This is a genomic window from Pseudomonas sp. H3_D04, assembly GCF_054669175.1.
Window position 1 is genome coordinate 3,190,814 of record NZ_CP162801.1, and the last position, 20,627, is coordinate 3,211,440.

The window sequence follows — 20,627 nt, forward strand, 5'->3', positions numbered from 1 at the left end:
CCTGCCCCGCCCTCATCATTCAAGGTGTGCCATGACAACCCTTCTGCATATTCAATGCTCTCCACGCAAACAGCGCTCGGCTTCCCTCGAAGTCGCTCGCAGTTTCATTGCGCGTTATCAAGCAAACACCCCGGACACAGAAATCGTCACCCTCGACCTCTGGAACATGGCGCTGCCGGAATTTGATGATGTGGCGATGGAGGCCAAATACGCCGGGCTCAGTGGCACGCCGTTGACCACAGCGCAACAGGAGGCCTGGAACACGTTGAAAGAACTGGCTGCGCACCTGCACCGCGCCGATGTACTGGTGATGTCCGTACCGCTGTGGAATTTCAGCATCCCTTACAAACTCAAGCACTTCATCGACCTGATTTCGCAGAAGGACATCCTGTTCAGCGTTGACCCGGAACGCGGTCTGGAAGGCATGCTGCACAACAAACGCGCCGTGGTGATGTACGCCCGCGGCCTGGATTTTTCGGCGCAGTCGATCACACCGGCGGAGCGCTTCGACTTTCAGAAGCCCTACGTGGAAGCCTGGCTGAGATTTATCGGCGTCACGGATGTGCATTCGGTGATTGTGGAGAAAACCATCCTGGGGGAAGACGTTGACCTGCGCGCGCGTGAGGCTGCGACTCAGCAGGCCAGGCGTCTGGCAGACCGCTTCATCCCCTCCCCCGCAATAATGGCAGCAGGTATCTGAGGGTTTTGAAGCACGGCCTGCGAGACCTAACCTCTTATGGCCGTTCTCTGCTGTCCGAACAGGTCGACTGGCACGATTTGATGCCGAGCAACGTATAGACAGGGCAGAAACGGAAAATACCAGTGGCCAGCGGCACTAAACCTATCCAGCCCCATACGCCGATCACCCCGGACAGACTAAGGCCAATGAGAAGCAGACCGGCGACAATGCGCAGGGTTCGATCAATGGTTCCGACATTCGCTTTCATGGCGATCTCCCGATCAATGGTTGCGCCGGGTCTCCAGCGCAGTAAACAACAACATGCCGGCCAGCATGGCCAACATGAATAGGATTATTTGCCAGCGTCCTGTCAGCAGAATGGCCACTGCGGGGCCAGGACAAATGCCTGCTATTCCCCAGCCGATGCCAAACAACAGGCTCCCGCCAATCAGGCGTGGGTCCAACTCACGTTTGATCGGTAGCTGCATTGGCTTTCCCAGCAGCGAACTGGATTGCCGGCGTGCCCAGGTCAGCGGGCCAATGGCTATGCCGATTGCGCCGACCATGACCAACGCCAAGGAAGGGTCCCAGGCACCGGTCAGATCCAGGAAAGCGAGTACTTTGCTCGGGTTGGCCATGCCGGCCAGAAGCAGACCCAAGCCGAACAGCAGACCCGCAATGAATGCACTCAGTTTGATCATGTCCAACCTCCCAGAAGATGACGCAGGACAAACACTGTGGCGAAACCACTGAACATGAAGCACGCAGTGGCAACCATCGATCGCGGCGAAAGGCGCGATATGCCGCACACCCCATGGCCACTGGTGCAACCTGAACCGTATCGTGTGCCGATGCCCACCAATACACCGGCGACGATCAGCCCGAACCAGCCAGTTTTGAATTCGATCTGCGGCAGCGTGGCGAACAAGCCCCATAGAATCGGTGCGATGAGCAGGCCCAGGAGAAAAAGTGCTTTCTCACTCACCCCCTCGCTCCCACGCTGTAAAAGACTGCCGATCAGACCGCTGATGCCTGCGATACGCCCGTTGGCGACGACGAATAGACTGGCCGCCAAGCCAATCAGTGCGCCACCGGCAAGGGATGACCAAGGGGTGAAGTTGAGCCAGTCGACATTCATGAAGATTCTCCGGCACGAAATGGTTGATAGAGGGTGTGGATGACTGCCAATGCAGCGGGATTGCCGATGCGATCGAACACCTGCTTTGCGTCACGGCGACGTATGCACATGACTAAATAGCTTTCACTAGCAAGGCCACCGCCACCACCATGGAAACTGCGGCGAAGCCTTTTTGTAAGTGTGGACCCGCCAGCCGTGCAGCGATCAGACGCCCGCACACCATTCCGACCAATGCGCCAATGGAAAACGGAAGGGCGACCGCCCACTGCAAATGCCCGGCTGCGGAGCTTGCAGCAACGCCGGAAATGGAAACCAGCGCAATAACGGCAAGAGACGTTGCAAGCACCGATTGCGCTGTCAAATTGGTGTATCGCTGGAGTGCCGGCACCATCACAAAGCCACCGCCCACGCCGAGCAAGCCGGAAAGCCCGCCCGCGACAATGCCGGAAACGGTGAGTGCCCATGCACACGGCCCCGTCCAGTTAATCTTTCCTCGGTTCACGTCCAATAGACAAGGCGGTGGTTTGGATGTGACGGGGGTCTTCGACTCCGTGGAGGGAGTGAGCGATCGTTGATAGACCCGGAACGCAACGTACATCAGCACGAAGGCAAACATGATCGTCAACGGACGGTTAGGCGTGTGCTGCGCCAGCCAAAGGCCAAGTGGAGAACAGACGATGCCCGCGCCTGCAACTAAAAGCGCCGCTTTATAGCGGACGGTGCCGTTTTTGAGTCCCATTACGGCACCCAGGGTCGCGGCTAAACCGACAGCCAGTAAACCGATTGGCCCTGCCTCGGCCATGCTCAATCCCACTCCAAACACCAGTAATGGAACAGCCAGTATTCCTCCACCGGCGCCGGTCAGCGCCAGAATGACGCCAACAGTAAGCCCGAGCAGTAAGACGACGGTCATCTCAGTATCCTTGCTTTCAGGTCTGATTTCATACGTCAGCCAACTCAGGTTTTGCCATCCACTCATGGCCCTTGAGCATTCCCTTCCAATACAGCGGTGGAAGAATCCGCTCTTTGAGCAGCCATGCCAGCCTCGATGGCCGGGTACCGTCAATCAGCCAGGATGGAAAGCTGGGGGCGACCTTGCCGCCATAGGTGAACTCAGCCAATACGATCTTGCCGCGTTCAACCGTCAGCGGGCAGGAGCCGTAACCGTCGTAATGGGCACTGCCTTTGGCTTTACCCATTGCGGCCAACACATTATGGGCAACGACGGGCGCCTGCTTGCGTGCTGCAGCCGCGGTCTTGGCGTTGCTGGTGTTGGTGGCGTCTCCCAGCGCGTGAATATTGACCCAGGTTTTATGCCGCAGAGTGGCTGGGTCGACATCAATCCAGCCCGCCGCGTCAGCGAGAGGGCTGACGCGAATGAAATCGGGTGCAATCTGCGGTGGCACCACATGAAGTAGATCGAAGTCGCGCGTAACAAGATGGGCGCTGCCATCCGGGTTGACGCAGTTGAACGTTGCAGTCCGTGCAGGCCCATTCACGCTGGTGAGTGTGTTGCCGAAATTCAGGTCGATACCATAGGCCTTGATGTATTCCATCAGTGCGGGCACGTAGTCGGGAACTCCGAAAAGCAACGCGCCGGCGCTGCAAAACTCGATCTCGACCTTGTCCAATACACCGGTACGTTTCCAATGATCGGCAGATAAGTACATGGCTTTTTGCGGCGCCCCGGCACATTTGATCGGCATGGGCGGTTGCGTGAAAATGGCTCGGCCACCACGCAGTTGCTGCACCAGTTCCCACGTATAGGGGGCAAGCTGATACAGGTAGTTTGAAGTCACGCCGTTGCGGCCCAGGGTGTCCGACAAGCCTTCGATTGCATGCCAATTGAGCTTGAGGCCAGGGCACACGATCAGTTGCTCGTATTTGACGACTCTGCACCCATCAAGAATGACGGCATTTCTCTCGGGTTCGAAAGCAGCGACCGCCGACTTGATCCAATGCACACCGCGAGGGATGGTCGTGCCCATCGTTCTGGCAGTTTGTGGCGCATCGAAGACTCCACAGCCGACCAGTGTCCAGCCAGGCTGGTAGTAGTGCACATCGGCCGGGTCGATGATGGCAACGTCGAGTCCAGGTTCTCGTGCCAGCAAACTGGAAGCGGTCGCGATACCTGCCGCACCGCCCCCGATGATGACCACGGTATGCTGCGCCTCGGCCACTTCGACCGGCGTGCGCCCCTGATTCGCGATCCGGCGAATGACGCCTTTCATATCGAACCCGGCTTTTTTGGCCGTCTCAACGATCTGTGGCAGGGATTGCTGGCCCGCTTGTGACAGTGCCCACATCGTTGTCGAGCGCATGCCGGAACGGCAATAGGCCAACACCGGCTTTGGCAGTGTTTCAAGGAGCTTGCCGAAGGCAATACCTTGCTCGTCAGTGACTTTGCCTGACTCTGCGGGGAGGTAGTGCGCCTCGATGCCGGCCGCTTCGGCGGCTCGTTTGATTTCGGCAAACAAGGGCTGATCACTGCCTTCGCCATCGGGACGGTTACACACGACGGTGCGAAAACCGGCTTCTTTGAGTTCAGCCAATTGGTTGGGGAAAATCTGTTCTGATACCGACAGTCCGGGCGCAAGGTGGCGAATGTCCATAAGGATCTCCGTTATGGGTATTTTTCTTATGCGTTTTCTGGGAAAGGCAACGTCAGGCGACGTTGAGCGGGATTTTCAGGTAGCGCGTTCCGTTCGCTTCAGGCTCGGGCAAGTGCCCTGCTCGCATGTTGACCTGAACCGATGGCAGGATCAGTGTCGGCATTTCCAACGATGCATCACGCTTTGTGCGCATCGCCACAAACTCCTCTTCGCTGATGCCATTACGCACATGAACGTTGTGCGCGCGCTGGTCTGCAACGGTGCTGACGAACTGCACCTCGCGGCCACCCGGCTGGTAGTCGTGACACATGTACAGCAAGGTATTGGCCGGCAGACTCAGCACCTTGTTGATTGACTGGAACAACGTGCGCGCATTGCCGCCGGGAAAGTCACAGCGTGCAGTACCGTAGTCGGGCATAAACAAGGTATCGCCAACGAAGGCAGCCGTTTCGATCCCATCGCTGATGACATACGTCATACAGGCGGGTGTATGGCCGGGTGTATGGAGCGCGTGGCATTGCAGCGTGCCAATGGCAAACGGCTCGTCATTGACGAACAGGTGATCGAACTGGCTTCCATCGCGGGCCATATCGCGACCTGTATTGAACAGCGTGCCGAACACCTCCTGCACCGTAGAAATCTGACTGCCGATCCCTATTTTCCCACCGAGCTTTTCCTTCAGGTAGGGCGCGGCCGTCAGGTGGTCTGCGTGGACGTGAGTCTCAAGAATCCAGTCGACCCTCGCATTGAGTTCCTTCACCCTCGCAATCAACTTGTCGGCAGACGTTGTGCTGGTGTGGCCGGACTTAGGGTCGTAATCAAGTACGCTGTCGATCAAAGCGCAGTGGTGGGTCGCCTCATCCAGCACAAGATAGCTGACGGTATTGGTAGCAGAATCGAAGAATCCTTCGACGTGAAGTTTTACACTCATTGGCCTGTCTCCTTAGGGGGCTTTTACCAAGCCGCTCACACTGAGGCAGATATAGCAATAAGTCTGCCAAGCCCTACCCGCACAAATATATGCTCTTACCTATTTGATTTTATTAAGTTTATTTTTTTCAGCATGGTTTGAGTTTTTCTACATTCACCTGGATTTACTGCCATTGGCAGTGCTTGTTGACAGAGGTGGCAGTGCCACAACAGGATGGATGGATTCTCAGGAGCCACGATGAAGATTATCCTGCCCGCCCCACCCCACTCACTCCCGCACTCGGATCAAGTGCAGTCACTTGTTTCGTTTCTTGAGTACGAACCCCAGCCGATGATCGTTCTCGATCCGGACTACAACATTCTGGCTGCCAACACGGCCTATCAGCGGCAGTTTGGCAGTGCTGACAAGCCCTTTATCGGCCATAAGTGTTATCAAATCTCACACCATTACGATGTCCCCTGTGATCAGGCGGGTGAGAACTGTCCGATGAAAAAGGCGCAGGAAATGCGCGGACCGGATCGCGTTTTGCACATTCACCACACGCCTCGCGGTCCTGAGCATGTCGACGTCGAATTGCGCCCGATTCTAGATGAGCACGGTGTTATTACTGCCTATGTGGAGCGTCTGACACTGGTTCGCAGCGCATCAGCGCGGCCCAGCAACGAAGGGTTGGTCGGCCGTTCACCCGCCTTTAACCGTGCCCTGTCGGAGCTGCAGCGGGTGGCACCCTCAATGCTGCCGGTGCTGCTGCTCGGTGAGTCCGGTACGGGCAAAGAACTGTTCGCCCGCGCCGTACATGAAACCAGCGAGCGGGCCACTGGACCCTTTGTCGTCGTTGATTGCTCTGGCTTGACTGAAACGTTATTTGAGAGCGAGCTGTTCGGCCATGAAAAAGGAGCATTCACCGGTGCCACCATGCGTAAGCCTGGCCTGGTTGAAACGGCCCAGGGCGGCACGTTGTTTCTCGATGAGATTGGCGATGTTCCGCTGGCGATGCAGGTGAAACTGTTGCGCCTGATCGAGTCGGGCACCTATCGCCGTGTCGGGGGTGTCGAGACCCTTCACGCTAACTTCAGGTTAATAGCGGCGACCCACAAACCACTGGAAAAAATGATGGAGAAAGGTGAGTTCAGGCAGGACCTGTACTACCGCATCAGCGCCTTCCCCATTCAGTTACCTCCCTTGCGCGACCGAATTGAAGACATTGGGTTGCTGGTGAATTCATTTCTGCAACGCGCCGGTTCAGGCAAGCGCCGACTGACAATAGACGCTGATGCGCTGACGCAATTGCAGCGGTTTTCATGGCCCGGCAATATCCGTGAGTTACGCAATGTTCTGGAAAGAGCCAGTCTGTTTGCTGACGATGGTGTGATTCGCTCCATACATTTGCCTCAGGTATCCGTGGTGGCATCTGCTCAGGCCTCTACTTCAACTGCTTTCGATGGCAGCTCGCTGGTACAGGAACTGGCTACTTTCAAAGGTACCCGCGCTGAACTGGCCAAGCACCTTGGAATTAGCGAACGTACTTTGTACAGACGATTGAAAGAACAAGGTTTGGCCTAGTAGTGAGTGCTCACGCCGTAAGACTGCCAATGACTGCCAACCCTGGCAGATTGGCAGCTCACTGACCTGCCAACACATTCCGCGCATCGCTGGATTAGTATCTAACCGCCTGTTTTAAAACGATAAAAACTTACCTCTCCCCCTTGGCATGCCGTGTGCTAACTGCATAGTCATGACCATTTCCGACAAACGACTGCGACGCCATCTGCTCACAGCAGTAGTGATCAAGCTACTGGTGCTGACAGTGCTGTGGTGGCTGTTCATCCGGGATTCGCACGTCAGTGTCGACTCGAACACCATCGGCGACAGATTCGGTGTACCCACCTCGACTCAAGGGGCAAGCAAGTGATTTCAGAACACCTGGTGGATTTGTCTCGGCTGCAGTTTGCAGCCACTGCGCTTTATCACTTTCTTTTTGTACCGCTCACGGTTGGCATGGTCTGGCTGCTGGTCATCATGGAAAGTGTCTATGTGATGACCGGTAATGTTATCTGGAAAGACATGACGCGCTTCTGGGGCAAGTTGTTCGGCATCAACTTCGCCCTGGGGGTGACTACGGGCATCACCCTGGAATTCCAGTTCGGTACCAACTGGGCGTATTACTCGCATTACGTCGGCGACATCTTCGGAGCCCCACTGGCGATCGAGGGCATGATGGCGTTCTTTCTTGAATCGACCATGATCGGCCTGTTCTTTTTTGGTTGGGATCGTCTGAAGAAAGAGCACCACTTGCTGGTCACGCTGCTGATGGCGATTGGTACAAACCTTTCAGCCTTGTGGATTCTGATCGCCAATGGCTGGATGCAGAACCCGGTGGGTTCAGAATTCAGTTACATCACCATGCGCATGGAGATGGTTGATTTTTGGGCAGTGGTTTTCAATCCGGTAGCACAGGCCAAGTTTGTGCACACCGTCTCAGCCGGTTATGTCACCGGTTCGATGTTTGTGCTGTCGATTTCCAGTTGGTACTTGCTCAAGAATCGTGATGTCGAGTTTGCCAAACGCAGTTTCCGGGTGGCGGCGGCCTTTGGTCTCGCATCAGTGCTGAGCGTGATCGTGTTGGGTGACGAGTCGGGTTACACGGTGGGTGAGGCGCAGCAAACCAAGATGGCAGCCATGGAGGCCATGTGGGAAACGAAGCCTGCTCCGGCTGGCCTGACATTGGTGGCCAGTATTAATGAAGCCGAGTCCAAAAATAACTGGGAAGTTGAAGTGCCGTGGCTGATGGGCCTGATTGGCACACGATCAGTCAGCAAGCAGATTCCAGGCATTCATGAGATCAAAGAAAAGAACCGCGCTCGTATTCTCCGAGGAATTACCGCCGTCAATGCCCTTGAAGCCGTCAGAGCCAATCGCACCGATTCGGCAGCTCTGAAGACATTCGATGAATACAAAACCGATCTGGGCTTTGGCCTGTTGCTCAAGAAGTATGTCGAGGACGTCAACCAGGCCACGCCGGCCATTATCGAAAAGGCCGTAAACGATACCGTACCGCGCGTGACACCTATGTTCTGGGGGTTCCGGATCATGGTCGCGCTAGGTTTTGCCATGCTTGTGCTCTTCGGACTTGCCTTTTTGGAGCACCTTGAAGTCGACCTGCACACGACGCCGCTGGTTACTGCGTTGGGCACTCTGCATGCTGCCTGCGCCATGGATTGCCTGCGAGCTGGGCTGGTTCGTCGCTGAATACGGCCGCCAGCCCTGGACCATTTACGGCGTGCTGCCGACCCACATGAGCGTATCCACGCTTAGCGTCAACAACCTCTATGGCTCGCTGGCGGGATTCATCGTTTTCTACACCGTGCTGCTGGTGGTTGAAATGTTCCTGATGGTCAAGTTTGCCCGTCAAGGTCCTGGCAGCCTCGGTACTGGCCGTTATGTACACGATGCCCATTTGAAGGAACTCCACCATGCTTGATTACTTCACCCTGAAAATTATCTGGTGGGTGCTGGTCGGTGTATTGCTGATCGGCTTCGCCATCATGGATGGCCACGACATGGGGGTCGGCACGCTGCTGCCCTTTGTCGGCCGCAATGACATGGAGCGGCGCGTCGTTATCAATACCGTCGGTCCGCATTGGGATGGTAATCAGGTCTGGTTCATTACTGCGGGTGGCGCATTGTTTGCGGCGTGGCCTGTGGTGTATGCCACCGCATTCAGCGGATTCTACTGGGCGATGATTCTGGTCCTCTGGGCGCTGTTCTTCCGCCCGGTGGGTTTTGACTATCGCAGCAAGATCCACAACTCCACCTGGCGCAGTACTTGGGATTGGGGACTCTTTGTGGGTGGAGCAGTGCCGCCTCTGGTGTTCGGGATTGCGTTTGGCAACCTGCTGCAAGGTGTGCCGTTCCACTTTAACGACCTGCTGGTTTCGACCTACACCGGCAGCTTCTGGCAACTGCTCAACCCCTTCGCGTTACTCACCGGCGTTGTAAGCAGCGCAATGATCACCCTGCAAGGTGGTGCTTATCTGGCACATCGCACTGAAGGGGTTATCCAGGCGAGGGCAATCAAAGGCGGGGTGGGTGCAGCGATCGTGCTCGTGTGTTCATTTATCGTTGCCGGCATCTGGCTGCAATGGATTGATGGCTATCGCATTACATCGGTAGTTGATACGGCAGGACTGCCTGACATTCTCAGCAAGTCCGTGGTGCGCGAAGCGGGAGCCTGGATGGCCAACTATGGCCATTATCCTTTGCTGTGGCTGCTGCCCGCACTGGGATTGATCGGCGCAGCAGGTGCCGCCGTGCTGTTGATGGCGCGCCATACACTTTCAGCGTTTATTGCGTCATCGCTTTCAGTCATCGGTGTTATCTGCACGGCCGGCGTATCGATGTTTCCGTTCGTCATGCCGTCATCAACGATGCCTGAGGCAAGTCTTACCGTGTGGGACAGCGTCGCCAGTCACTTAAGCCTGGCCATCATGTTCTGGGCCGCGTTGATCTTCATGCCACTGATTGTGCTTTATACCTCGTGGGCGTATCGCGTCATGCGGGGCAAGATCACCGTTGCACAGATCAAAGCCAACGAACATTCCGCCTATTAGTGCCGGCAAAGGAGTAATGAACATGTGGTATTTCGCCTGGATGCTGGGGGTCGGTTTTGCATTGCTACTGGCTATATTGAACGCGATGTGGGGCGAGAACGAAGTTGGCCGAGCCTTGAGCGACAACGACGAGACGCTGTCATGATGCCGCGCGTCGCTAACACTCAACCAACCTCACACCTTCATTTGCCGAGTTTGGTGATCGCTTTAGCAATCATGCTCGCTTGTACGCTCTATCCTCCCATGATGGCCGCTCCTGACGGGAAGCCTGACCACGCGCTGGCTACAGCATTATTCGCAGCCATGAGCGTGGCCTTTGTGAAAGGTGTGGGTTTTGTCCCGCGGATGCTCGTCTGGCGCTGGCTTCTCTCAGGCTGGACTTGTTTCGTGTTACTTGCCGTTGCTGGCTGGGTAAAGTTTCTACAGTGAGGACTGACGACACGATTTGATCTGAGTCTTCAACATAAGGAACTGAGGCCGGTCAGATCATGCTCAGATCGGCCAGCGCCGCTCGCTCACTGATGGTTATTTCGCCAACCTAACGAGTGACTGCCGCCCTCCTGGTCCCCGCAAACGCACTCGTCCCCAGCCAGCGCCACAGGTTTTCCGCGTCCTTGACCGCGCCATCCACACGCAGCTCTTGCGACTCAAGCACCTCCCGCGGTGTGCGGTCGCCCGCCCACACTTCGGTCAACGCGCGCACGCTGGAGTCCACCACCAGCGTCAGCTCGCGGCCCGGGTCATCGCGGCATAGATCCGCCACGCCCTGCTCCACCACCAGCCACCACGCTTGCTCGCCGGGCCGCGCGTCGCGGAACGTGAACTGGATGACCACCGGTCGCGACGGAAACGTCTCAATGCGCACGAACCGCCGCACATCCCACATCAGCAGGCCGGCGTCGAGTTGGTCATCGCGCAGGCGACTGCCGATCCAGCGCGCTCCCCAGTGCCCCAGCGCCATGATGATGGGGCGCAGTTCCTCGCCCGCCGCGGTCAGGCTGTACTCCCAGACTTTGCCGGTGGCCGTGCGGTGTACGACGCCGATGTCTTCCAGATGGCGTAGCCGTTGTGCCAGCAGATTGGTGGACATTCGGGGGACGCCACGGTGCAGTTCGTTAAAGCGTTTGCTGCCGCACAGCAGCTCGCGCACCACCAACGGTGTCCAGCGCTCGCACAGGGCTTCAGCACCGCGGGCGACTGTGCAGAACTGGCCGTAGCTCTCTTCCATTGCCTGGACTCCGCAACTGCAACGCTTCACTTTTTGAACTAGCCCGGCCCCTTCGCCACGCGCACGCTCAAGCCTTCGAAAGCCAAAAGCCAATGGAGAACGCCATGACCAAGGTAGCCATCATTCAGCGCCCGCCGGTGCTGCTCGATCGCAGCGCGACGATCGCCCGGGCCGTGCAATCGGTCGCCGAGGCGGCGGCAGCAGGCGCCTCGCTGATCGTTTTGCCCGAATCGTTCATTCCCGGTTACCCGTCGTGGATCTGGCGACTGGCGGCGGGCAAGGACGGGGCTGTCATGGGCCAGTTGCACACGCGGCTGCTGGCCAACGCGGTCGATATCGCCAACGGTGATCTGGGCGAATTATGCGAAGCCGCCAGGGTTCACGCCGTGACGATTGTGTGCGGCATCAATGAATGCGACCGATCTACGGGAGGCGGCACGCTCTATAACAGCGTAGTCGTTATCGGTGCGGACGGCGCAGTGCTCAACCGCCATCGCAAGCTGATGCCGACCAATCCGGAGCGCATGGTGCATGGCTTCGGTGATGCATCCGGGTTGCGTGCGGTCGATACACCGGTCGGCCGCGTCGGTGCGCTGATCTGCTGGGAAAACTACATGCCGCTGGCGCGCTATTCCCTGTATGCCCAAGGGGTGGAGATCTATATCGCGCCCACCTACGACACCGGCGAAGGCTGGATCAGCACGATGCGGCACATTGCACTTGAAGGCCGCTGTTGGGTGCTCGGCAGCGGCACCGCGCTGCGCGGCAGTGACATTCCCGAGGACTTTCCAGCGCGTATGCAACTGTTTGCGGATCCGGACGAATGGATCAACGATGGCGACTCGGTGGTGGTCAGTCCTCAAGGCCGGGTTGTGGCCGGCCCCTTGCATCGGGAGGCCGGCATTCTGTATGCGGACATTGACGTCGCACTCGTGGCGCCGGCGCGACGGGCGCTCGACGTCACCGGGCATTACGCGCGCCCTGACATTTTCGAACTGCACGTGCGGCGCTCGCCAGCGATACCGGTTCACTACATCGACGAGTGAAGACAGGCATCCGCGCTGTATCGGCCATTGATAAAGGAGTCATGCCATGAGCATTGAACGGTCGTACAAAGGCAGTTGTTTCTGCGGTGCAGTCGAGTTCACCGTCAGCGGCGAACCGGCCGCAATGGGCTATTGCCATTGCGAGTCGTGTCGGCATTGGTCAGCAGGACCGGTCAATGCCTTCACGCTGTGGAAACCCGACGCGGTGCAAGTGACTCGGGGCGCCGACAACATCGGCACCTACAACAAGACACCGCGCAGCTACCGCAAATGGTGCAAGACGTGTGGCGGGCACCTCTTTACGGACCACCCCGAGATGGGGCTGATTGACGTGTATGCCGCGGTCATTCCGGATCTCGCGTACTCGCCGGCTGTCCACGTGCACTATCAGGAGACGGTGCTGCGGCTCAAGGATGGATTGCCGAAGCTGAAGGATGTTCCCGGCGAGTCAGGGGGATCGGGGATCATCGTGGAGGAATAGTGCTGGCAAAAGAAGAGTCCGGGATTGCAGCTTATGCCGGTTGCTGCTTGATCGGCGCTCAAGCAGCGGCACAACTGAAAACGGGCACCGTAAAGGCGCCCGTTTTTTTTCGGTGTAGTCGCTTACATCAACCGATACGGCTTCAACGCCCGGCCAGGCAGCAGACCGATTCAGCCTCGCGGGTCAGTACGGGTTTTTTGATCCCGAGGAAGCCGCGTTACTCAACCCTTTCGCGTTGTGATCGCCTGGAGTCGAGGTCGAAATCGCACCGGCTTTGGTGACGCCGCGCGTATCTCTGGATTGGGCGATGCCTGAAGTCGTTGAGCCTTTACTGCGATCACCGTTGCGTTCACTGCCATAGTGGTTTCCGCTTTCACCACGGTCGCGAACGGCCTTGCCGGCATGATCGCTGGACAGTCCCTTTCCACGGCCACTGCTGTCAGCGTTGCCGGCGTGACCGGACCCGCTGTGACCACCACCCGTGCCACCGCCATGGCCACCTCCATTGCCACCGCCGTTACCGCCACCTCCTCCATTGCCACCGCCACCACCACCACCACCACCACCACCACCACCACCCTCTTTCGCATAGGCGGAGTTCATGACGGACAGGTCAACGGGGAGCAATGGCGCAGCCGCAAGCATCAGGGCGCAGGACATGACAGCAAAAAGACTCTTGTTCTTTAAAAGCATGGTGGCTTCCGTAGGTTGATATCGCATGCCATAGGACGCAAGAATCCCATTTCGGTTCCTGGCCCTGCGACGGACGGACTGCAATGGATGCGGGCTCTGATCAGCATCAGAGCCTGGAATGAATCACGAGGCTTTTGTGAGTGGATTCCAATCGCATTCGCCACTCAAGCGCTAATCAAACGCACCGTTCAACACTTCATAAATGAGCCCGGTGGCCAGCGCCACCAAGATCAAATCGGTCCCCGCTTGCTGCCATTCGTATCCGTCGTAATGAGGCAGCCTGCCAACCAGGCGGCCATCCAGTTTTTTGGCAATGCCGGGAGGCAGCGGCTTACCGCGCGCGAGGTTCTTTTGGATACCCGGTGGTAACGCAGGGCCGGGGCTCCAGTAGTCCCGATAGCCGCCGACAATCCCCAGAATACTGTTGTGATTGATACTCGGGCCATGACCCCATTCGCCGCCCCCGGCGTTTTTTCCTTGGCCGGCCTGGCCTCCCTGGTTGCCATGGGCCTGGCCGTTTTGCGGGTTTCCCTTGCCGTTCCCCTGGCCCTTTCCATTACCCGGATCGGCCAGTGCCGTTGCCGAGCCGCAGACCAGTGCAAGACTTGTAACAGCGGCAATCAATGAGCGTGATGTGAACATTGGGTCGTTCCTTCAGTAAGGGGGAAATATCCCTCGTTAAAATTTAGTCGTTATTGAGGAGATTGGTTCCCTTCCCGTCGCCAAAAGTATTTAACCGATAACAATGACTTCAATGTCCATTGGTCGAAGCAGACTTGCTCTATAGATTCATTAAACCTATCTTCGAATCTACAGATTCAGAAAGAGCTATTGAATATGGCAGTCCCCCTCCAGGAACAAGCCTTTACCAAAGCCCAATGCGTAACAGGCCTGCGCGCTGCCGTCGGCATCCTCGAAAAGTGGAGCGCCTCCAGCGATCAGGCCTGTCGCATCCTGCGCATTTCCCGCAGCACCTACACCCGCGCCCGGCAGCGCGATCCCGCATGGTCCGTGACGCTCGATTCGGACCAGATGCAGCGCATCAGCTTCGTGCTCAACATCCACGCCGCATTGCGCCTGGTCTTCGACAACCCGGACAACGTCTACGGCTTCCCGTCGATGGCCAACCACAACGAGTTTTTCAATGGGCGCAGTCCGCTGGAGATCATGGCTCAGGGCGACATGATTTCCTTGTATGAAACCTTCAAGCGCATTGACGTGCTGCGTGGCGCGCAATGGTGACGGTGAGCGAACTGGCAGAACTGGCTGGCGAACAGCTGCAGGCTTATCGACTGGTCAATTCGAAGTTTCCACCGATTGCGATGTTTGATGACGTGGCGGATGCGGACGAGTTTGAGGTGCTGTATCAGATTCAGGCGCTGACCAATCCCCGGCTGAAAAATGAAGTGGGTCATCTTGAGTTGATTGCGCGGGATCAGATTCCGTTCGGCATCCCTGGCTGCTCTTATGCGACGGCGCCATTTACTCACGTCAACCCGGCGGGTTCGCGGTTCAGCGATGGCCGTTTTGGGGTGTTGTACCTGGCGGACTCCATGGACACGGCATTGGCCGAGGTTCGGCATCACCAGAGTCTTTATTGGTCAAATGTGCCGAGCCTCAATTATGAGCGGTTTGTGTTCCGGGGGTTGTCCTGCGCCTTCGTGGATGTGGCAATGAAAGACGCTGCTGCCATTGCGCTGACTGATCCGGTTTATGACCCTGACGACTACACGCACTCGCGGCGCTTGGGCAGGTCCGTCAAAGAGGCGCGCTGTCCAGGGATTCGTTACCACTCGGTGCGGATGCAAGGCAGTTATTGCTGGGCGCTGATGACGCCCAAGCCGGTTCTATCAATCATTCAAACTGCGCATTACGAGATGGTCTGGAATGGTCAGGTCACCAGTGTCAGCAAGATCAGCGAGGCTTGAAACGATCGCCTGATCGTCTGATCGAATTACGCTGAAGCAGCGTTGCACGGGCCTGCCCATTGTCGTATTGGCCGGGCGTTACCACCGATTTGCCCCCAAGTTTACATCACTCCACGCACCGTTTTGGCGTGATCCGGATTTCCCGATGCAGGTTATCTCCCGTGAGCTCGTCGGCGTGCCACGCGGGTTCTTTGCCTGCGCTCAACTCGACAGGGTATGGCCCGGTCGGTGCCAAGGCGGCGTGTGCCCGAGCGATGAAAGCATCGGTGCTTCGGGTGTCTGTGTCGGAAAGAGGGCCCGATATCTTCGAAAAGTGCTTTGTATGCCAAGGCTTTGTCGATCCCGATCTTGCACACACGTATCGTAGACCGCGCTGTTGACAGGGCCAGCCTCCAGGCAGAGATCGCGGTAGACCGGGGTGACCGGTGGAGGCGGACTGGAACAGCCGGCGATGAGCACGCTTGCCAATACCGAAAACCAAACCAAGGGCGACACGATGTGTGGATGTTTGAGACGCGCAGGTGTTGATGTGATTCAAAGTACCGTCCTTGGAGGCTGTGGCGAATTATGGTTGCGGTTTTCTATTGACCAGCGAGACGCCGCCGTCTTTACGCTTGATCGGTATCAGCCCGGATCACAGGCAGTTTAGGGATATGCGGTGTCAAGGAGCCGAAGACCGCGCGCTCGAAGCGTTGCGTTTTCGTCGTGCCTCTTCATCCTCCGCCAGTGCCTGACGCACCAGCGCCCGAGCCGCCCAGGCGGCGGCGTCGAGTGATTCTGCGACGCTCGCGCGGCTGATATCGCGCACGGCGATCAACGCCTCGGTGCCCATGACGATCGACAGCGCCTGCTTCAATCGCTTTCGCGCCCGAGGTGAGAGCACGTCCTTCAGCGAGTCGACAATCGGCTCGATGTAGCTCATGCGTCGGCCTGGTCGCAGTGCCTCACGGGATTCGTTTTCGAGCCACACCGTCATGAACGAACGTTCCATCACGTGCAGACCAATCTCGTCGTCGATCAACAGTTTGTTCAACGCGTTCGCCGCCAGACCGATGCCCTTTACCGGATCGTCCCCCGGCCGCCAGATCTGCTCCAGCGGCGTCATGTCTCGGTCTGCCGCCGTCTCGCTGATCAACGCCTCCGTCGAGGGAAAGTAGCGATACGCCGTGGCGCGCGACACCATCGCCCGCTCGGCCACTTGCGCAACCGTCGGGTTATGGCCCTCGTCGCGCAAGGCGATGGCGGCATCGATCAGCGCCTGACGCGTGCGGCGCTTCTGGTTGTCGCGGCCCTGATCGCCGTCTCCGCTGGACGGGCTTGACTTGGAAATTGGCATGGAGTAAATGAGATCCTGTCTTGTCGTGAGACACGAGTCTCATCATAGACACTCGATATCCAACCCACAAGAAGTCGCACGCAGGAGCGCCTGACGACTTCAAATCAATTGTTTGAACAACTGAACGCGCCCCAGGGCGCATGAGGTGAATGCCATGAATCACACCCCCCGTTCCCGGACCTGGTTTCGGCTCGCTGCCCTCTACTTTGCCATTGGCGTGATGCTGGGCGTGGCAATGGGCGCTTCCGGCGATCATTCGCTCTTCGCGGTACACGCCCATATCAATCTGTTGGGATGGGTGTCGATGGCCCTGTTCGGCATCATCGGCACAGCCCACCCGTCCATCACCGAAGGGCGCGTGGCCGCAGCGCAGTTCTGGATATACAACGTTGGCGTCCCGCTGATGCTCGGCGCGCTGACGCTGCGGCTCAAGGGCTTCCCGTCAGTCGAGCCGTTGATTGGCGTCGCCTCGCTCCTCATCGGTTGCAGTGTGCTGCTGTTTGTGTGGCTGGTGTTCTCGCGCATCGGTGTGAAAACCGTGTACCTGAGCAGCCCGACAGGCGAATCGCGCCTGTCTTGACGCGCCAAACACGTCCCCGCTTTTTGGGCAGCGTATCGGTCCGGGGTGACTCTGCCTCGGATCGATTGCTGCCTCCGTCATGATCAAGCCTGTGTCAACGGCCGATGCAGCCTCGCTCCAGGCGTGCACGCAATGCGCTGGACACATCTCATTTGATAAACCCTCTCAAATGAGTATAAATCCTATTCCAGAATCAATTTCCATTGCGTATGATACGGATTCTCAATAACAGCAAAATCAAATGAGTGTTCGCATGACCGCCCCCATCTCCCTGTGTACACAAACCTCCGTGACGCCGCGCATGCCTTCGACCCTGCGCCCCCTGGCGCTCGCAGTGCACATGCTGGCAGCCGGTATCGCCATCACTGCGCCCTCCTTGCAGGCGGCGGAACAGACTGAGCAGACGGAGACTGGAAGCTCTGTGACCTTGGCCCCTATCGCGATCACTGAGACGGCCATTCGCGAACGCAGTGCCGTCACCGAAGACACCAACTCTTACACGACTGAGGCTGCACGCACGGCCACGCCGTTGAGCATGTCGCTGCGGGAGACGCCGCAGTCGGTCAGCGTCATCACCCAGCAACGCATACAGGACCAGGATCTGCATACGATCCTCGACGTGGTCAACAATGCCACCGGTGTGTCGGTCAACCGCTACGAGACCAGCCGGGCGCAGTTCAACGCCCGAGGGTTTGAGCTCAACTCGCTGATGATCGATGGCGTGCCCACCATCTACGAGCAGCCATGGAGTTCGGGGGAGATTTTCAGCAGCCTGGCCATGTATGACCGCGTCGAAGTAGTACGCGGCGCCAACGGTCTGATGACCGGTGCCGGCGATCCATCCGCCTCCATCAACATGGTGCGCAAGCGCGCCAACAGTAAAGACCTGAAGGGTTCTGTAGAACTGAGCGCCGGCACCTGGGACACCTACGGCGTCGAGGCTGATGTGTCCACGGCGCTGAACGAGGAAGGCACCGTTCGCGCGCGGCTGGTCGGGGAGACCAACGAGGGCGACACGTGGATCGATATGAACTCGAACAAGCGCCAGACCCTCTACGGCACGATGGATATCGACCTGACGCCCGACACCACGCTCTGGTTCGGCTTGAGCCGGCAAGAAAGCAACGCCGACTCGCCGATGTGGGGTGGCCTGCCAGTCTGGTACGCAGACGGCGGCCGCACCAACTGGAGCCGCTCGAAGTCGACCTCCGCCAAATGGAGCAAGTGGGACACGACCTACGAGACCTACTTCGTCAATCTTGATCACACCTTTGCCAACGACTGGCAAGTCAATCTGAGCTACAACCGTGGCGAACGCACCGGCGACTCTTCCCTGCTGTACCTGTCCGGCAATCCAGGCAGGAACGGCAGCTCCGCGATGTCTTCGTTCCCGGCGACCTACAAGACCGAGACCACCCAGGACGACTACGGCATCCGCTTCAATGGCCCATTCTCGTTACTGGGTCGCGAGCACGAATTGGCCTTCGGCTATGTGGACAGCAAGCAGAAGTTCGACACCGATTCACTCGACGCGCAAACAGGCTTTGGCGGTGTCGCCGATTTCGATTCCTACAACGGTAATTTCGCAGAACCGGTATGGGGCCCAAGGACCGACTACGGTTACAGCGAGACCCGCCAGAAGGGCCTGTACGCGGCAACCCGCCTGAACGTGACCGACGATTTGAAAGTGATCCTTGGCGCGCGTGAAAGCTGGTACGAGAAGACCAGTGATGACGTCTTCTCGGAAGTGAGCAAGATCGATGTCGATCATGAGCTGACACCCTATGCAGGTATTGTCTACGACCTCACCGACAACCTTTCGGCTTATGCCAGCTACACAGAAATTTTCCTGCCGCAATCGGTACGCGACCGCAGTGGCCAGACATTGGAACCGATCGTTGGCGAGAGCACTGAATTGGGCCTGAAGGGTGAGTACTTCGGTGGCCGCTTGAACGCCTCCGCAGCGGTTTTCCAGATCAAACAAGACAACCTGGGCCAGAACACCGGCGCGCTGATCGATCCTTCAAACCCGGTTGGCGGTTTCGCCTACGAGGCGAGTGAAGGCGCGACCAGCAAGGGTTTCGAGCTGGAAGTTTCCGGCGAGCTCGCAACGGACTGGAATGCATCGATGGGTTACACCCAGTTCACGGCCGAAGATGCCAACGGCGACGACGTCAACACGCTGTACCCGACCAAGTTGCTGCGCACCTTTACCACCTACCGTCTGCCAGGGGCGTTCAACAAGCTGACCATCGGCGGCGGGGTTAACTGGCAGGATTCGATCTACACCTACGCCGTCAACCCGGCCGGCAACTCCGAAAAAATCCAGCAGGATGCCTATGCCCTGGTCAACCTGATGGCTCGCTACGAGTTCACCGAAAACCTCTCGGGCCAGGTGAATGCCAACAACGTCACCGACGAGAAGTACTTCGACATCTTCGATGCCTACGGCGCCCTGACATACGGTGCACCGCGTAGCATTACGGCTTCGGCGAAATACCGCTTCTAAGGCACCCGATCGGGTGGCGTTGCACTCTGCTAACACAACACCGGCCTTGCGCCGGTGTTGTCCTTTTTGACGACAGACAAACACGAAAGCGTCCTCGCCTCATGTCGAATAAATAGCCCATTCTCTCGTTCACCTGCGCCTGACTTCCGCACTCATTGACCGCTGTGTATCATCAGTCCCGGGCCGATGCTGCCCGCCGCTCGCTCCCGAAGGGAAAGGTGAAAGCATTGCTTCTCCCCCAAATCCTGTCGTATCTCTTGAGAGCCGAGGTTTGGCAACGCGAGCACCAGAATGCCTTGGCTACAGGAGGAACGATGTTTTCAATCGAACAAGCCAAGCAGATGGCCAAGAGGCTGCGAGCCTCGCTTGAGGCGCGCAATCAAGCGACGTCTCACTCAACCGCGCTTGAGCTGGTCGCGCATCAAATGGGTTACAAGGACTGGAACACAGCGTCTGCGACGCTTCCCCAGGAACCTGATCAACCCGCCATTACCTTCGACAGAGCCATCCCGATACTGCGGATGTTTGACGAAACCAAGGCGCGCGAGTTCTACCTTGATTTTCTAGGCTTCAGCGTCGAATTCGAGCACCGCTTCGAAGCAGATCTGCCGCTGTACCTGGGCATCAGCCGAAACGGTCTGCAGCTCCATCTTTCCGAACATCATGGCGATGCGAGCCCGGGATCGACGATATTTGTCCCGATGCACAACATCGAACTGTTGCGCGACGAATTACAGGGCAAACGCTACGGATACGGACGGCCAGATATCGTTCAGCAAGGTTGGGGGCAAGTGTTGGAAGTCCATGACCCCTTCGGCAATCGCATTCGATTCTGCCAAAGCTGATCCTGCCTGGC

At 57.8% G+C, this 20,627-nt stretch carries 23 protein-coding genes and 1 pseudogene; 14 read left to right on the plus strand and 10 right to left on the minus strand.

Annotated features, from left to right (window positions below):
* The first annotated feature begins 31 nt into the window (after positions 1–31).
* Positions 32–700 (plus strand): FMN-dependent NADH-azoreductase, encoded by a 669-nt coding sequence (locus AB4N91_RS14770; protein ID WP_010459250.1) that lies wholly within the window; start codon positions 32–34, stop codon positions 698–700.
* Positions 701–734: 34 nt separating this feature from the next.
* Here the strand turns inward: AB4N91_RS14770 and AB4N91_RS14775 are convergent, their stop codons facing one another.
* The 6 genes from AB4N91_RS14775 to AB4N91_RS14800 all read right to left on the minus strand — a co-directional run bounded on the left by AB4N91_RS14775 (position 735) and on the right by AB4N91_RS14800 (position 5,360).
* On the minus strand, positions 735–947 hold the full coding sequence (locus AB4N91_RS14775; protein ID WP_010459248.1) for a YgaP family membrane protein: 213 nt from the start codon (positions 945–947) through the stop codon (positions 735–737).
* Between the two features lie 13 nt (positions 948–960).
* Positions 961–1,380 carry a DUF6691 family protein gene (locus AB4N91_RS14780; protein WP_010459246.1) on the minus strand — a complete coding sequence of 140 codons (420 nt, stop codon included), beginning with the start codon at positions 1,378–1,380 and terminating at the stop codon, positions 961–963.
* The gene (locus AB4N91_RS14785; protein WP_010459244.1) at positions 1,377–1,817 is read right to left on the minus strand and encodes a YeeE/YedE family protein; all 441 of its coding nucleotides are present in this window, start codon (positions 1,815–1,817) and stop codon (positions 1,377–1,379) included. The genes AB4N91_RS14780 and AB4N91_RS14785 overlap by 4 nt, the downstream gene beginning before the upstream one ends.
* 112 nt (positions 1,818–1,929) lie before the next feature.
* Positions 1,930–2,730 carry a sulfite exporter TauE/SafE family protein gene (locus AB4N91_RS14790; RefSeq protein ID WP_077750455.1) on the minus strand — a complete coding sequence of 267 codons (801 nt, stop codon included), beginning with the start codon at positions 2,728–2,730 and terminating at the stop codon, positions 1,930–1,932.
* A gap of 28 nt (positions 2,731–2,758) precedes the next feature.
* Positions 2,759–4,429, minus strand: a complete 1,671-nt coding sequence (locus AB4N91_RS14795) for a bifunctional protein tyrosine phosphatase family protein/NAD(P)/FAD-dependent oxidoreductase (RefSeq protein WP_460112618.1) — start codon at positions 4,427–4,429, stop codon at positions 2,759–2,761.
* A 52-nt stretch (positions 4,430–4,481) separates the two neighbouring features.
* Positions 4,482–5,360 carry an MBL fold metallo-hydrolase gene (locus AB4N91_RS14800; protein ID WP_145309493.1) on the minus strand — a complete coding sequence of 293 codons (879 nt, stop codon included), beginning with the start codon at positions 5,358–5,360 and terminating at the stop codon, positions 4,482–4,484.
* 237 nt (positions 5,361–5,597) lie between these two features.
* On the opposite strand from AB4N91_RS14800, the gene AB4N91_RS14805 reads away from it, so the two are divergent.
* The 6 genes and pseudogenes from AB4N91_RS14805 (at position 5,598) to AB4N91_RS14830 (ending at position 10,399) form a co-directional block, all read left to right on the plus strand.
* Entirely contained in the window at positions 5,598–6,923 is a 1,326-nt protein-coding gene (locus AB4N91_RS14805) for a sigma-54 interaction domain-containing protein (protein WP_042932153.1), read from the plus strand.
* A 172-nt stretch (positions 6,924–7,095) separates the two neighbouring features.
* The gene (gene cydP / locus AB4N91_RS14810; RefSeq protein WP_191650592.1) at positions 7,096–7,272 is read left to right on the plus strand and encodes a cytochrome oxidase putative small subunit CydP; all 177 of its coding nucleotides are present in this window, start codon (positions 7,096–7,098) and stop codon (positions 7,270–7,272) included.
* A gap of 14 nt (positions 7,273–7,286) precedes the next feature.
* A pseudogene (locus AB4N91_RS14815) lies at positions 7,287–8,841 on the plus strand (cytochrome ubiquinol oxidase subunit I).
* A complete protein-coding gene (gene cydB / locus AB4N91_RS14820) occupies positions 8,834–9,970 on the plus strand; it encodes a cytochrome d ubiquinol oxidase subunit II (RefSeq protein ID WP_102594898.1) in 1,137 nt (378 codons plus the stop codon). Before AB4N91_RS14815 ends, cydB begins: the two are co-directional and overlap by 8 nt.
* A gap of 22 nt (positions 9,971–9,992) precedes the next feature.
* Positions 9,993–10,115, plus strand: a complete 123-nt coding sequence (gene cydX, locus AB4N91_RS14825; RefSeq protein WP_010459227.1) for a cytochrome bd-I oxidase subunit CydX — start codon at positions 9,993–9,995, stop codon at positions 10,113–10,115.
* Positions 10,112–10,399, plus strand: coding sequence for a cyd operon YbgE family protein (locus AB4N91_RS14830; RefSeq protein WP_145309497.1), 288 nt, complete (start codon positions 10,112–10,114; stop codon positions 10,397–10,399). The genes cydX and AB4N91_RS14830 overlap by 4 nt, the downstream gene beginning before the upstream one ends.
* A 109-nt stretch (positions 10,400–10,508) precedes the next feature.
* Here AB4N91_RS14830 and AB4N91_RS14835 read toward each other — a convergent pair whose 3' ends face one another.
* Complete coding sequence (locus AB4N91_RS14835) at positions 10,509–11,198, minus strand: winged helix-turn-helix transcriptional regulator (RefSeq protein ID WP_010459223.1); 690 nt, start codon at positions 11,196–11,198, stop codon at positions 10,509–10,511.
* Between the two features lie 104 nt (positions 11,199–11,302).
* Here AB4N91_RS14835 and AB4N91_RS14840 point away from each other — a divergent pair, with 104 nt between their 5' ends.
* Positions 11,303–12,244: a carbon-nitrogen hydrolase family protein gene (locus AB4N91_RS14840; protein WP_010459222.1), complete on the plus strand. Its 942-nt coding sequence runs from the start codon at positions 11,303–11,305 to the stop codon at positions 12,242–12,244.
* 46 nt (positions 12,245–12,290) lie between these two features.
* Complete coding sequence (locus tag AB4N91_RS14845) at positions 12,291–12,725, plus strand: GFA family protein (protein ID WP_169857298.1); 435 nt, start codon at positions 12,291–12,293, stop codon at positions 12,723–12,725.
* Positions 12,726–12,908: 183 nt separating this feature from the next.
* Here AB4N91_RS14845 and AB4N91_RS14850 read toward each other — a convergent pair whose 3' ends face one another.
* Positions 12,909–13,418, minus strand: coding sequence for a hypothetical protein (locus AB4N91_RS14850; RefSeq protein ID WP_282410807.1), 510 nt, complete (start codon positions 13,416–13,418; stop codon positions 12,909–12,911).
* 171 nt (positions 13,419–13,589) lie between these two features.
* A complete protein-coding gene (locus tag AB4N91_RS14855; protein ID WP_145309503.1) occupies positions 13,590–14,060 on the minus strand; it encodes an anti-virulence regulator CigR family protein in 471 nt (156 codons plus the stop codon).
* A gap of 195 nt (positions 14,061–14,255) precedes the next feature.
* Between AB4N91_RS14855 and AB4N91_RS14860 the strand changes: the two genes are divergently transcribed.
* Together AB4N91_RS14860 and AB4N91_RS14865 are read left to right on the plus strand one after the other, a co-directional pair.
* Positions 14,256–14,660 (plus strand): antitoxin Xre-like helix-turn-helix domain-containing protein, encoded by a 405-nt coding sequence (locus tag AB4N91_RS14860; protein ID WP_077750379.1) that lies wholly within the window; start codon positions 14,256–14,258, stop codon positions 14,658–14,660.
* A complete protein-coding gene (locus tag AB4N91_RS14865) occupies positions 14,654–15,346 on the plus strand; it encodes an RES family NAD+ phosphorylase (RefSeq protein WP_010459214.1) in 693 nt (230 codons plus the stop codon). The genes AB4N91_RS14860 and AB4N91_RS14865 overlap by 7 nt, the downstream gene beginning before the upstream one ends.
* Positions 15,347–16,007: 661 nt before the next feature.
* On the opposite strand, the gene AB4N91_RS14870 is transcribed toward AB4N91_RS14865, so the two are convergent.
* Positions 16,008–16,682, minus strand: a complete 675-nt coding sequence (locus tag AB4N91_RS14870) for a TetR/AcrR family transcriptional regulator (RefSeq protein WP_077750378.1) — start codon at positions 16,680–16,682, stop codon at positions 16,008–16,010.
* A 154-nt stretch (positions 16,683–16,836) separates the two neighbouring features.
* Between AB4N91_RS14870 and AB4N91_RS14875 the strand changes: the two genes are divergently transcribed.
* The 3 genes from AB4N91_RS14875 to AB4N91_RS14885 all read left to right on the plus strand — a co-directional run bounded on the left by AB4N91_RS14875 (position 16,837) and on the right by AB4N91_RS14885 (position 20,616).
* The gene (locus AB4N91_RS14875; protein WP_145309509.1) at positions 16,837–17,262 is read left to right on the plus strand and encodes a hypothetical protein; all 426 of its coding nucleotides are present in this window, start codon (positions 16,837–16,839) and stop codon (positions 17,260–17,262) included.
* A 253-nt stretch (positions 17,263–17,515) separates the two neighbouring features.
* Positions 17,516–19,771: a TonB-dependent siderophore receptor gene (locus tag AB4N91_RS14880; RefSeq protein ID WP_154911631.1), complete on the plus strand. Its 2,256-nt coding sequence runs from the start codon at positions 17,516–17,518 to the stop codon at positions 19,769–19,771.
* 314 nt (positions 19,772–20,085) lie between these two features.
* A complete protein-coding gene (locus tag AB4N91_RS14885) occupies positions 20,086–20,616 on the plus strand; it encodes a glyoxalase superfamily protein (protein ID WP_154911630.1) in 531 nt (176 codons plus the stop codon).
* Positions 20,617–20,627: the final 11 nt, after the last annotated feature.